13 protein-coding genes and 1 riboswitch are annotated in these 13560 nt (G+C 37.2%); of the genes, 8 read left to right on the top strand and 5 right to left on the bottom strand.

Annotated elements, in window-relative coordinates:
* Positions 1-144 precede the first annotated feature (144 nt).
* Complete coding sequence (locus BT1A1_RS05365) at positions 145-1020, bottom strand: Rpn family recombination-promoting nuclease/putative transposase (RefSeq protein ID WP_034768874.1); 876 nt, start codon at positions 1018-1020, stop codon at positions 145-147.
* Between the two features lie 302 nt (positions 1021-1322).
* On the opposite strand from BT1A1_RS05365, the gene BT1A1_RS05360 reads away from it, so the two are divergent.
* Entirely contained in the window at positions 1323-2738 is a 1416-nt protein-coding gene (locus BT1A1_RS05360; RefSeq protein WP_034768872.1) for an amino acid permease, read from the top strand.
* A gap of 109 nt (positions 2739-2847) precedes the next feature.
* On the opposite strand, the gene BT1A1_RS05355 is transcribed toward BT1A1_RS05360, so the two are convergent.
* Entirely contained in the window at positions 2848-3285 is a 438-nt protein-coding gene (locus BT1A1_RS05355) for a CBS domain-containing protein (protein WP_034768870.1), read from the bottom strand.
* A gap of 162 nt (positions 3286-3447) precedes the next feature.
* Positions 3448-3630 carry an H-type small acid-soluble spore protein gene (locus tag BT1A1_RS05350; RefSeq protein ID WP_034768868.1) on the bottom strand — a complete coding sequence of 61 codons (183 nt, stop codon included), beginning with the start codon at positions 3628-3630 and terminating at the stop codon, positions 3448-3450.
* Between the two features lie 282 nt (positions 3631-3912).
* Here BT1A1_RS05350 and selD point away from each other — a divergent pair, with 282 nt between their 5' ends.
* From selD to BT1A1_RS05330, 4 genes are all read left to right on the top strand, one after another.
* Positions 3913-4953, top strand: a complete 1041-nt coding sequence (gene selD, locus BT1A1_RS05345; protein ID WP_408912506.1) for a selenide, water dikinase SelD — start codon at positions 3913-3915, stop codon at positions 4951-4953.
* Positions 4954-5179: 226 nt separating this feature from the next.
* Complete coding sequence (gene mnmH / locus BT1A1_RS05340; RefSeq protein ID WP_034768864.1) at positions 5180-6232, top strand: tRNA 2-selenouridine(34) synthase MnmH; 1053 nt, start codon at positions 5180-5182, stop codon at positions 6230-6232.
* 102 nt (positions 6233-6334) lie between these two features.
* Complete coding sequence (locus BT1A1_RS05335; protein ID WP_034768862.1) at positions 6335-7057, top strand: C39 family peptidase; 723 nt, start codon at positions 6335-6337, stop codon at positions 7055-7057.
* Positions 7058-7422: 365 nt separating this feature from the next.
* Positions 7423-8286, top strand: a complete 864-nt coding sequence (locus BT1A1_RS05330) for a hypothetical protein (RefSeq protein ID WP_034768860.1) — start codon at positions 7423-7425, stop codon at positions 8284-8286.
* Positions 8287-8380: 94 nt separating this feature from the next.
* On the opposite strand, the gene BT1A1_RS19270 is transcribed toward BT1A1_RS05330, so the two are convergent.
* Positions 8381-8848: a hypothetical protein gene (locus BT1A1_RS19270; protein WP_051989019.1), complete on the bottom strand. Its 468-nt coding sequence runs from the start codon at positions 8846-8848 to the stop codon at positions 8381-8383.
* 233 nt (positions 8849-9081) lie between these two features.
* Positions 9082-9182: riboswitch (guanidine-I (ykkC/yxkD leader) on the top strand.
* Positions 9183-9243: 61 nt separating this feature from the next.
* On the opposite strand from BT1A1_RS19270, the gene BT1A1_RS05320 reads away from it, so the two are divergent.
* The 3 genes from BT1A1_RS05320 to BT1A1_RS05310 all read left to right on the top strand — a co-directional run bounded on the left by BT1A1_RS05320 (position 9244) and on the right by BT1A1_RS05310 (position 10339).
* Complete coding sequence (locus BT1A1_RS05320) at positions 9244-9585, top strand: DMT family transporter (protein WP_034768858.1); 342 nt, start codon at positions 9244-9246, stop codon at positions 9583-9585.
* Positions 9585-9899, top strand: a complete 315-nt coding sequence (locus BT1A1_RS05315; RefSeq protein WP_034768856.1) for a DMT family transporter — start codon at positions 9585-9587, stop codon at positions 9897-9899. Before BT1A1_RS05320 ends, BT1A1_RS05315 begins: the two co-directional genes overlap by 1 nt.
* Before the next feature lie 143 nt (positions 9900-10042).
* The gene (locus BT1A1_RS05310; RefSeq protein WP_034768854.1) at positions 10043-10339 is read left to right on the top strand and encodes a hypothetical protein; all 297 of its coding nucleotides are present in this window, start codon (positions 10043-10045) and stop codon (positions 10337-10339) included.
* A 124-nt stretch (positions 10340-10463) separates the two neighbouring features.
* Here the strand turns inward: BT1A1_RS05310 and BT1A1_RS05305 are convergent, their stop codons facing one another.
* Positions 10464-13556: an AAA family ATPase gene (locus BT1A1_RS05305; RefSeq protein ID WP_034768852.1), complete on the bottom strand. Its 3093-nt coding sequence runs from the start codon at positions 13554-13556 to the stop codon at positions 10464-10466.
* Positions 13557-13560 lie beyond the last annotated feature (4 nt).

Raw genomic sequence — 13560 nt, 5'->3', positions numbered from 1 at the left:
TTCGTACCTGACTATATTCAGATAGAAAGTTTTGGATGCTATTCCAAAAAGTTTATGAGGAGAACTCATAAAGAGGAATTTATGAGTTCTCTCCTTATCCGGGCTTCCTGACTTAATTCAGCCATCTGTTTCACCTCATTGGGATTACCTTTTTAACTCATCCTTTAATTCCAAAACCTCAGATTCCGTTAATCCTGTAATCTTAATGATCAAATGAAGGTCTAAACCTTCCATCAACATCATTTTCGCATCTTCCCGTTTGCCTTTTTTTATGCCCTCTTCTATGCCTTCCCCACGAATGGAATTTATGTCCTTCAATGCCTTTTCACGGGCTTCCGCCAACATCCGCGCTTCCCTGTCCATACTTACTGTGCGCAACATATCTACCGCATTTTCTATTATCGGGTCTTGATTTGCCATCTCTTCCCACCTCGCATCATCTTCATTTGTTAAAAAGCGTATCCATTTTGCCATCCGGTCATTCGGATGAATCAGATTTTCTTTGTCTTGCCTGACAAACTTCGGCATTTCAATAAAATGGAGTTGCAGTAAATCCGGGTACGGCTCAAATGTCCGCTTTTCCATTAACCGGTAACAGCTATGATACATATCCGTCGTAAAGTGAGAAAAATCAAGAAAATTAATCGTTACCACTTTTTTTAAGTCACGATATTCATTCCCTTTATCCAGTTGTTCCTCGAATAATTTTGCTCTGTAGTACAATGACCTTTTGTCGATATTTCTTTGATTTACTCTTTGCATTTCAAGATTGACATGGCCAAAACCGGCGACCTTTGCCCGAATATCCAAAATCGCATACTGATCTGTTACGTTTGTTTGAAACGTTAATGGATTAGTAATTTCTACGGTTCCTAAACTCAGTCCTTTTGGTACATTGAAAACATCATTCAATAATGCCAATAGTAACTTATTTGACTGTTTCGTGCCCCGACCAAAAATGAATTTAAAAACAAAATCATTTTTTGGTTTGAGCCAAAAAATCGGAAGTTTATAAACCATACGTAACTTAACTCGTTCCTTTCATTTTTATTATACAAAATTTCATGTATTAAAAAACGAATGATGGAAGTTTTAAATAAATTTTATTTGTAGCAGTGCTTGTAAAAACGGGGATGAACTTACACACTTTTATTGGAGAGGGACATTAAGCTGACATTTTTAGTAATAATTCGACATAGGTAAAAAAAATCCTTCTAAATCAGGAAAAATTTTTATATTGACGGAGTTTCGCAAACTCTGTATGATTATTAGGGATTTTGCATAGAGAAACAGGTTTTTAACTTGAAGGGAGTCTGCCGTTAATGGCTGAAAATAAAATAAGTTTCTGGATTTTAACCGCTTTGGTTGTTGGAAACATGGTTGGTTCGGGGATTTTTATGCTACCAAGGACACTTTCGGAAGCCGCCAGCCCTGCAGGTGTTTTACTCGGATGGGGTGTAACCGGATTTGGTGTTTTGTTCTTGGCTTTGGTTGTTGGAAATTTAGCGATACGAAAGCCCGAGTTACACGGAGGACCGCAAATTTACGCAAAGGAATTGTTTCCGAAAAATTCAAAAACCTCACTTATATCCGGTTTTATGTCCTCATGGGGTTATTGGATTGGAAATTTTGCCGGAAATGCAGCAATTATTACAACCTTTGCAAGCTATTTATCAACATTCTTTCCAATATTGAATAGTAAATTAGTAATAGTTGAAATTGGCCCATTCACACTTTATTCAGGAAATCTATTAACATTTTTTGTCTGTTCAATCCTTTTATGGGGATTGCATATAATCATTTTAAAAGGAATGGATGGTGCGGGAAAACTGAACTTTGTTGCAACCGCAGCAAAAGTGATTGGGTTCTTCCTGTTTATCATTATTGCTTTATTTGCATTTGAAAAAAGTAATTTATTGCCCCTTTACGCCCCAAGATATGAGGAGACAGGTCTATCTCTTGGCTTAGGCGGCCAAGTTTATCACGCAGCAATTTCAACGTTATGGGCATTTTGTGGGGTTGAATCTGCCGTCGTATTTTCCGGACGAGCGAAAAAAAAGCAAGATATTAAAAAGGCAACAATAATCGGTCTCTTGTTGGCATTGGCTATTTATATCGGAATCAGTTTATTAGTAATGGGAATCCTTCCTCAAAATCAATTAGTGCAATCAGAAAAGCCTTTAGTTGATGCGATGGAAATAGTTTTAGGTCCAATTGGTGCTTATTTACTATCCGGCCTGGGCATTATCAGCTTACTCGGCTCGACCATTGGATGGATTTTATTAAGCTCCGAAGTTCCTTATCAAGCAGCAAAACAAGGGATTTTTATTCCGGCCTTTGCAAAAGAGAATAAAAAAGGAATGCCGGTTTTTTCATTAATCCTGACAAACGCATTTACCCAAGTATTTCTTTTTTCAACCATTTCAAACTCGATGGCCAGCGCCTTTGATTTTGTTATCTATATTGCTACCCTTGCCTTTCTTGTTCCTTATTTGATCTCCTCCTTATATCAACTGAAATTAGTTGTGACTGGGGAAACATATTTGGATCATTTTGGCAGGTGGTCGGATGGAATCATCGCCTGTCTTGCCACCCTTTACTCAACATGGGCCATTTTTGCCGGAACCTCTGATTTAAAAACATTTCTTTTTGGAATGATTTTATTGGCAAGCGGTATGTTCTTCTTTCCACTGCTCCGTAAACAAAAAAATGTACCAACTAAGCAATCTGCCGCATAAAGGGGAAGTCAAAAGCGCAGGACCGAAATAGTAGTCTTTACAGATAACAAACACAAAAGAAAAGGAGCTATTCAGTTAGCCCCTTTTTCCCTTTGACTTAACTCTCTTTTTACTGTTGCGGTGCAGAAGGTGTAGAAATACTTTGTAGTGCTTCTCCGGCCTCATTTGCATAAATATTTTCTGTGGCAAGATCACCCAAGGCCACCATTCCGACGATTTGGCCGTTTTCTACAACAGGTAAGCGGCGAATTTGATGCTTAGCCATCAAATCGGCTGCTTCATGTACATCCATATTTGGCGTTCCACTGACAATTTGTTGTGCAGTCATCACTTCTGAAACAAGTGTTTGTGGATGTTCTCCCTGTGCGGTTGTACGAAGCGTGATATCCCGATCTGTAATGATCCCTACAATCTCCCCGTTGTTATTAACGACCGGCAGTGAACCAATATTATACTCACTCATTAATGCTGCGGCTTCTTGAACCGTTTGTGATTCTTTAATCGTTACTACATCTGATGTCATAATTTCATTTAAATTGCGTGCCATATCATGAACCTCCATTAAAAAATATATTATTTTCATTTCTTCAATTTATAACAATCAAAAGTACAAAATGATCCGTCGGCAACTTTTTTTCCAAAAGTAACATTCAGAATCTTTTTCTCAAAAATCATTCCCATGTAAAATAAAAAAATTATGAAGAAAATATTACGATTCCTCTTTTAATTCACGAATTTCCACCACTGTCCGTTCTTCCAAAGGACCTCTCAGATGGACGGTGGCCGTTCTTCCGTCTTCATTCAATTCATCAACCCAGACAGAAACTCCATTATATGTAACTTCTACATCATTTGGAGAAGATAATATTTGCTTTATTCTAGTTTGATCCATCGTTTTCCCCCTTCCTTTTGAAACTACTTATAGAGTTTGCAAATGGTTCATTATTATACAAAAACAATGCAGCGAAATCGTCCGTCCCATTTCACGCATCTTTAGTCCCCATCACTTCATTTCAAAAAAATAAATATCAGCATTTTATCTCAAACTTGTCCTAATCGATATAAAATAATTCCCCTCCTTTTGATTAGTCTTTTTATCATCCGGATACATTGATGTATAATAGAAGCGTGTTTATTTCATTATTTATTGGAAGGTCGGATTGTTATGAAAGAAATGAATGCGATAAAACTTACTTCGTTAACGACAAAAGGCGGTTGCGGTTGTAAGATTGGGCCAAGTGATTTAGAAGAAGTGTTGCGATTATTGCCACCTTCGAAAAAAGATCCCAATTTACTTGTCGGTCTCGATACAAGTGATGATGCTGGTGTATATAAAATTAGCGATGACCTCGCTCTTGTGCAAACGGTGGATTTCTTTACCCCGATCGTTAATGACCCTTATTCATTTGGTCAAGTCGCCGCTGCCAATGCAATTAGTGATATTTATGCAATGGGTGGTAAACCTTTAACAGCTTTAAATATTGTTGCCTTTCCAATTAGTAAATTAGACAAAAGTATCCTCTCCGAAATTTTGCGAGGAGCCCAAGAAAAACTGGAAGAAGCCGGTGTAACGTTGGTTGGTGGGCACTCCATCGATGACCAAGAACCGAAATTCGGTCTTGCTGTAACCGGTTTGATTCATCCGGATCAAGTTAAAACAAATGCAGGAGCTGTTCCCGGTGATAAACTGATTTTAACAAAACCGATCGGCGTTGGAATATTAACGACCGCGATTAAACGAGATTTACTCAATGATGAACAAATTTCACGGGTTACTAAAGTTATGACTACTTTAAATAAAACAGCTGCAGAATTGATGAAAAAGTATGAAGTCCATGCTTGTACCGATGTAACAGGTTTTGGTCTGTTGGGTCATGCAACTGAAATGGCTAAAGGAAGCAGAGTTGGTCTAAAAATTAGAAAAAACCAAGTTCCAATTCTTAAGGGTGCCCGTGAATTGGCGGAACAAGGCGTACTTCCCGGAGGATCAAAAAATAACTACGCTCATGTACAAAATATGGTTACGTTTCCCGATACAATGGATCAAGTCGACCGCCATATATTATGTGATGCCGTTACTTCCGGCGGTTTATTGATGAGTGTAGCTGCAAACGATGCAGAACAATTATTAACGGACCTTAAAAATGCCGGTTTGGAAGCAAACACAATCGGTGAAGTGAGTGTAGAACCTGTTGGACATGTCATAGTTGAATAATATGCAACTTCAAACAGTGGAGGAATCAATATCCCCCACTGATTGTAAAGTTACAATGCAAACGTATAACGGACAACCCCTTTCCAGTTATCGGAAAAATTGAGGAGATTTTTATGTCACTAATAATGTATAGAGTGTTACAACCGCAGAGCAAAACATAAAACGGGCTGAGTTTTTAACTCACTAACAGTAGTGGATAGAAGGGTCCTTTTTGGAGGTAAAGCGAATGTTTACAAATATTACGGTCACAGAATTAATCCCATTAATGGAAAATAAACAGATGACATTAATCGACGTCAGGTCTCCCGTTGAGTTTGAAAATTTCTCCATTCCGACTAGTATCAATATTCCTTTTTTTACGAATGAAGAACGGGCAGAAATCGGTACCATTTACAACCAAGTCAGTGAAACAGCGGCAAGAGATCGCGGCTTGGAAATTATCTCGGCGAAACTGCCTGATTTTATTAAGAAATTCAAGGCAATCAATGGTGAAAAAACGGTCTTTTGTTGGCGGGGCGGGATGCGGAGTCGGACAACAGCAACACTTTTAGATTTAATGAATATTCATGTCCACAGATTGGACGGAGGGATCCGTGCTTACCGAAAATGGGTAATCGAACAGCTGGAGAATATCCAATTACCACCTGTTGCTTATGTTCTTAGCGGTTTAACCGGAACCGGGAAAACGAAAATTTTACAGACTTTACAAAAGGAAGGCTATCCAGTGATTGATCTGGAAGGAATGGCGAATCATAAAGGATCAATTTTTGGCCATATCGGTCAGCGTCCCAACAATCAGAAAACCTTTGATGCTTTGCTCGTCCATCGACTAAGGGAATTACAACATGCACCATTTATTATGTTTGAATCTGAGAGTAGTCGGGTTGGCAAAGTGACCCTTCCGCATTTTTTATTGGATTTAAAAGGGAAAAGTAACTTTTTGATGATTGAATTACCGATAGAAGAACGAATCAACGAAATTTTAGAAGAATATCGGCCATGGGATAACCAATCGGAATGTTTAGCCGCTTTTCTTAAAATAAAATCACGTATTCACACTCCGGTTGCCAATCAAATTGAGCAAGACCTTAAATCTGAAAATTATAAGCAAGCTGTCCGGTTACTTTTGGAATATTACTATGATAAACGCTATAAACAAATCGAGCCACAATATCCTGACTCGGAAAAAATAATAATACATGTAAAAAATATTGATGAGGCCATACAAGTCGTAAAACATGTTATCCCTCGGATAGGCTCGGATCAAATTATCCTTTAAACTTTTATTATTTTGAATCCTCATTAAGGGAATAAAAATCCTTAGATCGAAAACCCTCTTTACAAATAAAGGAAATTTGTGATGAAAGCAGGTTGAAGTTGGGTGAAAAAAAAGCGAATCTTGGTAATTGCTTGCCTGATTGTATTCATATATATTTTCAATCAAAAATTTGATTTTGCGGAAGAAATTAACTTATTAGCCAAGTCACAGGAAGACTCAACAAAAAATGCCACAGATGACATTAAAAAAATTCAAATAGATGTACCACTCATCAATCAAATGGAACATCCCAGCCTATACAATGGGTGTGAAGTAACAAGTCTCGCCATGTTACTAAATTATCACGGTATAGAAGTGACAAAAAATGAATTGGCTGAAAAAATAGCTAAGGTGCCACTTCAATATGACGATGGTCTTTACGGAAATCCAAATGTCGGATTTGTCGGCAATATGGAGGATGGACCAGGGCTTGCTGTATATCACGAACCGATTTACCAGTTAGCTGTTCAATATGCCGGCAAAAAAGTCATAGATTTAACAGGAGAAACATTTGAAAAAGTTATTAAGCAATTACAAAAAGGGTTGCCGGTTTGGGTAATTGTAACAAATACATTTCAACCAGTACATAATTTCCAAACTTGGGACACGCCACAAGGGGAAATACAGATCACCTTCAGCGAACACAGTGTGGTCATAACCGGATTTGATCAAGAATATCTATATTTGAACAACCCTTATGGAACGAAGAATCAAAAAGTGGACAGACAAGCTTTTATCCAAGCTTGGGAGCAGATGGGAAAACAAGCGATTGTGATAACAAAATAAAGGAATCAAGCCTCATCTGTTTGTTTGGGTAGGGTTATTTGTGAATTTTCTGATGACAGGCTATTTCTTTGTGACTAAAAATTGTCCTTTTGGTTCGAGATTAGAACAGTTCTTTTCATACATTCGTTTTTCTTGTGATTTGGGTAGGGCAATTTTCCTTGTCAATTGGAATGTTAATCTATTTTTTAACGTTGATAAATCGGTTTTTCCTGTTTTTTGTTAGGATATTTTTTGCCCATATAACAAAGAATAGAAATATTGCAATAATCTACTCAGAAAGTGGCATAAGTAATTAGGAAAGTTCCGATTTGCTTAAGAATACTGGTTAGATTCATCCATATTTGATATTCAATAGGAGGCTAGACGTGAATACGCCCAATTACTTTTGGTTTTTCGTATTATCAGGAATTAGCCTTATCGTCTTTATCATTACAATCATCAAACATAAAGAGAAAAAAAGATTAGTTCAAACCTATTTTTTTATCAGCGGGTTAGCCTATATTGTCGACTATTTTATATTGATCATCTTCCAGGGCTATGATTATAAACCAAATTTAATTAAGACCTTTTGGTTTGATTCCACTCTTGGGTCAATTGTTTCACAAGGACTTGCCATACCGACAGCTGCCAGCGTAATTGCTGCCTTTCATTATCCATTTGTAATGATTATTCTCACCACCATATCATTTATAGGGATAGAGGAATTATTCATAAAATTTGAACTATATGATCATCATTGGTGGAGGACATGGATTACTTTTTTACTACTACCTATTTGTTTTTATTTAGCAAAGTTCTGGTATGAAAAGCTCAAAAATCCGACAAGAGTCGTGCGATATATTACTATGTACTTGACGATCTCTGTTTATTCCAACACCCTTCAATTCTTGTTGTTAGTCGTTTTTTCTACCCATCTTTATTCAGTTGAATGGTTTTCCGATCCCTATAGAAATACCTTGGCTCTAAATGCTCTAATCATCTTTTTATTCATGTTCCTCATTACATTTGTGGTAATGTTTCAATTTAAATGGTATTGGATTGCCGGAGTGTTATTTTTTAAATGGCTGCTAGATGATTTCTTAGTAAAAAAAGAGCTTTTATTCCTAGCAGAAAATTGGAATCTCTTCTATTTTTCAATATTACATCTTATAACCATTGTCTTGTTTCGATTTATTTATGTTAAATGGTTCACGAATATTCCAAAGCATTATAACCAAATTTACAGATAAAGCTTTATCTTATACTTTAAGAACATAAAGTAAAAAGGGTGCCATCCGTTATTTCAGAATGGCACCTTTTTGCTGAAGAAAAATCATATTTTTCTCAAACGCAAGTAAAAGATTGGATTTGTCGCAAATCAATACCAAAATAAACCCACGTAAACCCGATCCATCGCCAACCTGCTACTGATCTTCTACCTACAAAAATCGGATAAAACCAGAATTGCTGACCATTGTTCAGCCAAACATAGGTGTATCTAAACAAGCAACGACGAATACCACCCGGATCTACCGCAAATACTCCCGCTTGTTGTGTCGGGATAAAAGATGGAGGTGCACCAGTTGGGGGGCCTCCCTGTTCTCCTCCGCCAGGTTGCCCGATTGGAGGCGAAAAGCTTGGTGGACCCTGCTGTGGTCCCAAAATTCCTCCCGGGAAAAAGGGTGGTAGATTAAATTGTCTTTCATCATAGGCGGCCGGAAAATAGTCTGCCATCGAGTACAGCATTGGATGGTAATACTCAGTTCGACTATTTTCATTATACTCATAGTAGGGACTGTAACTTTGATACATAAGCATCTCTCCTCTTCCTTTCCATTCACTTCATCATATTCATTTAGTCATCTCCCTATCAACTTGTACCTAAGAATTGTGTGTTTGCCTATTTCCCGAGATTCTTTCAATGTTCATTCGTAAATTTGTTATGTTGTTTTAGCTAAGATGAATTTTATGAAAAGGACTCACGAAATCCAGTTTCGCTTGAATATGCTTCAATTTCATGTATAATAATTTTTAAGTATATAGGTAAAATTGTTTTCTAGGGTTCCGCAATGATTATGTTGGTCCGGTCCGAGAGAAAACTCACAGTTCTATAGCTGTGCCACGGAGGGATAAAAGCCCGGGAGAAACTGAATTCAATAGTTTTCTCTCAGGGCTTTTTTGTAGCACAAAACTGGAGGTGCGTTTTGATGAATCAACAATGGATGCGAGTCATTATAGCAGCTATTTTGGAAATATTTTGGGTGATTGGTTTAGCCCATGCTGATAGCTTTTGGACTTGGACAGGAACAATAGTGGCTCTAATTCTCAGCAATTACCTAATGATCACAGCTGCACAAGTTCTTCCTGCCGGGACGGTTTACGCAGTTTTTGTCGGATTAGGAACAGTAGGTACGGTGATTTCAGAGATTCTTTTCTTTAGTGAACCATTTAGGTGGGAAAAAATCTTATTAATATTCCTATTATTAATCGGCGTAATTGGCTTGAAATTAGTCACAGATCATCAAGTTGAAGAAGGAGAAAAAATGTGATGGCTTGGTTTTCATTAATTTTGGCAGGCTTATTTGAAGCATTTGGTGTGGCGATGATCAATCAATTGCAGAAAACGAGAAATTGGCAAACGATCGTTTTATTAATTCTTGGATTTGGTTGTAGTCTGCTATGTTTAGGTTATTCATTACGATTTTTACCAATGGGAACAGCTTATGCCATTTGGACAGGAATCGGTGTCGTTTTTGGTACCTTAATCGGAATGTTTATTTATGGAGAGTCGAGAAATTGGAAAAGGGTCCTGTTTATTGCGATTATTTTATGTTCGACTATTGGCTTAAAACTTGTCTCTTAATTAAAAATGCTTCTATTTAAACATGGTCTATCATATTCCTCTGTAATTCATAAATTTTTAAAAATAATTATATCCAATAAATTTCTGATATTTTGGTATAATCTATCAATAACTGCTGTTTGGGTTTAATTTTGGAGGAACATATGAAACAAAAAAACTTAATTAAAAAGTATGATAAGCAAGTAACGATGTATGAAAAAAATCGGGAAAATCCAAACATGGCTGCAAGGAGAAGGAAAATCATAAATTCGGCCTATGGTAACATTCTTGAGGTTGGTATTGGAGTGGGCGCGAATTTTTCCCATTATAACAAAGAGAAAGTTCATATATCCCCCTCCTCTCCTTTATTATGTCCAGAAGAGGGCGGGGCTATTTGTTGGTCATTTTGCTTTTTAAAAACAGGCAGAATGTTGTTTTTAGGTAACAGGACTGTACACTAGTTTTGCTTATAAATAAAAACCAGATTTGGAAAAAACTTTAAAATAATGCAAACCTTCATTTGAAAGGTAAAACTTGTTTGTGCATGGTTAATTTTCCGAATATATTTTGGTCTTTTTTTGAATCCTACTTAATAACGAACTGTGTTTTACTGTATCCTTCCTTCGTTTTATTGACTTCCAGGATCGCAGGGATTGCATTTTTCAGCTCTTGAACATGGGAAATAATCCCAATCATTCGACCGGTTTGTTGTAAGTCGATTAATGTATCAATGGCCTTTGTTAAGGATTCCTCATCCAGTGAACCAAATCCCTCATCAATAAACATCGTATCGATCGACACGCCGCCTTGGTAGCTTTGAATCACGTCTGCCATACCGAGAGCAAGTGACAAGGACGCATTGAACTTTTCACCGCCGGATAATGTTTTTACATCACGTGTTTGTCCCGTGTAGGAATCATATATATCGAGTCCAAGGCCGCTTTGTTTCCCTCTTGCTTCTTGCCGCTCACTGCGAAGTAACACATATTGACCATTTGATAAACGCTTTAGCCGTTCATTGGCAGCAATCAGAATTTGCTCCAGAAATTCAATTTGTAAATAGCGCTCAAAAGAAATCTTTTTATCATTTTGTCCACGAATCACATCATAGAGATCTGCGACAATGTTTTTCCGTCTTTCAAATTCTGTCACACGCTCATTTGCTTCAAAAATGTTTTTCTGCAACTTTCTCACATGCTGTAAATACTGTTCTGATTGTCTTAACTGTTCTTGTGCCTGATCGAAGGCTTGTTTTAATTGATCCAGTTCGGTTTTTAACTCGTTTAAATCAACTTTATGTTTATCTTTTAATGTTTCATGCAAATCTTTCACCAGAAGCTGTAACGAAGCAATATTGTTATAATAAGATTCAATTTCCGCTTTTAACTGTTTTTGGCTTGTTTCTGCCATTTTTTCCTGACGATATGTTTCTTCATTCGAAAACCCGGCTTTATGCAACATTTCAATAAATTGTTGTTCCGCTTTTTCTTTTTTCTTACGGCTTTCATCCAAAGCGAGTTTTGCATTTTCTAAGTTTACCTTTGCTTTGGCGACTTCTTCTTTCGCTGATTGTATTTGTTTTTGTGCCTGTTCCCAAGCTTGTTCCATTGTCTTTTGAATCGCTTCTGTATCAGCGATTTTTGCCTTTAGGACGGATAGTTGTCGTAAATCTTCCGGAATCCGGTTTAATTGTTCTTGATAGACAGCTTTATTTGCTTGATAGGCAGTATTGTGTAATTGGTAGTCTTCCGTCACAGATTCTTGTTGTTTTTCCATCCGACTTAAGTTTGCTTCCAATTTTTCAAGTTGTGTCTTTAAACGAGCCAACTTTTCTTTTTCCGATTGCAATGAATCAACTTCTGCACTTAATTTTTTCCCATCTTCAACCATTTTTTTATAAGTTACTTCAACATTTTGAACATGGAAGCCCAACTGACGAACTTCAATTGCCTTTTCTTCAAGCTCTGCCTTCAAAGTATTATATTTTGCTTTACTATCTCTATAGGCTCCATCAATTTGGTTGAATTCAATTTTTGCAGCATCCAACGCATCTTTTGTTGGTACATCAACATGACCGCCTGCTTTATTCGGATGTTCTGTGCTTCCGCAAACCGGACAAGCTTCACCATCATGTAAATGGGAAGCGAGAATAATTGCTTGACCATTGATCCAAGCGGCTTCCATTGTTTCGTATTTTTGTTTCGCTGTGATATATTGATTCTCTTTCGTCTTTACATCTTTATCCATTTCTGCTTGTTTTCGTTGTAGTTTTAAATAACCTTGTAACACGGTTGCCTGATTCCGTAGTTCAATTAACTTCTGTTGTTTATCCGGTAATGTATCTACTCGAATCTCCAACCCCTTAATTTGATTGTTTAATTTCTGTTTCTTTTCTTTTTGCTCTTGAATTGTGCTGACAATAGAATCCCGATTTTTAGCCAGGTTTTGAACATTTTTTTGTTGTTCCATAAGTTCTTGTTTTTTCATGTCGATCTCTTGGACTAAAGGTAAAAACTCTTTATAACCGTCTAGCTTTTTCCTTATCTCTTCTCGCTCAGCCTTTTTACTTTCCTGTTCCTTATATGAAGCTTCCGCGGTTTGCAAAGTTTGAACGGTACGATGATAAGATTTTTCTATCAATTGAAAGCGAGCAGACTTTTCCTTTTCATCTTTGCGCCATTCATTCACTTGGTTTTCATAGCTTTCAATTTTTCCTGCCCGCTCTGCATTTTCCAACTGAACTTTCTTCTCTTTAAAAATTGGCTCTTTCGCTCTTTCTTCTTTAAGATGATTTTCTTTTTCTTCCAGATTTTTAAATTCCTCATTAATCCCTTCTGCCTTATGGTACTCTTCAAGTTTTTTATGATAGGCTGCTTCAGCTAATTTTTCGTTTTGTTTATTTGCTTCAATGGACTTCTCATAATAAACAGATTCTTCATCTAAGCCGTCTAAAACTTGGTAGGTATTAAAATTTTCTTGTGCAAGAGTTGCAAATAAAGTTGATTCATCCCGTGCCGGCAATAAAGTTTGAATATCGGAAAAATAGCGGTCACGCGTTTGTTTTTCCCGAGTAAAATCATCCTCTGCCTGTTGTTTCTTTTCTTTTAATCGTTGGCTAATAAGTGTATAGCGTTCGGTTTTAAAAATTTTTCGGAGTATTTCCTCTTTATTTTCCGTTTGTGATGTCAGGAGTTTCCGGAACTCGCCTTGTGGAAGCATGACGATTTGAATAAATTGGTCACGCGTTAAACCGACCAATTCTTCTACCTTTTTATTAATCTCGGAAACAATTTGCCGATCCACACACGGAATCTCTTGTTCTCCTATCTTTTCGTAAAATTCGTAAGCCTCGCCAGTTGCTGTTTTGTTTCCTTTTTTCACATGGGAGAGCTGCCTTTTGATTCGATATAAATGACCACGCAATTCAAATTCTAATTCAACAGAAGTATGTACATCATCATCGGCAAAGTCACTACGCAGTCCTTTTACATCACTGCGATCTTCCCCACTGGCCGCTCCGTATAGAACAAAACAAATGGCATCAAAGATCGTTGTTTTCCCGGCACCCGTATTACCGGATATGACAAATATTCGATTTTCATCCAGCTCGGTAAAATCAATGACTTCCCGATCTTTATATGGTCCGAATGCGGTCATGGTCAGTTTAATTGGTCTCATCTTC

The organism is Caldibacillus thermoamylovorans (genome assembly GCF_000751775.1).
Classification (GTDB): Bacteria; Bacillota; Bacilli; order Bacillales; family Caldibacillaceae; genus Caldifermentibacillus; species Caldifermentibacillus hisashii.
The sequence above is the reverse complement of the archived record's forward strand: the minus strand, read 5'-3'. Positions and strand labels throughout refer to the sequence as shown.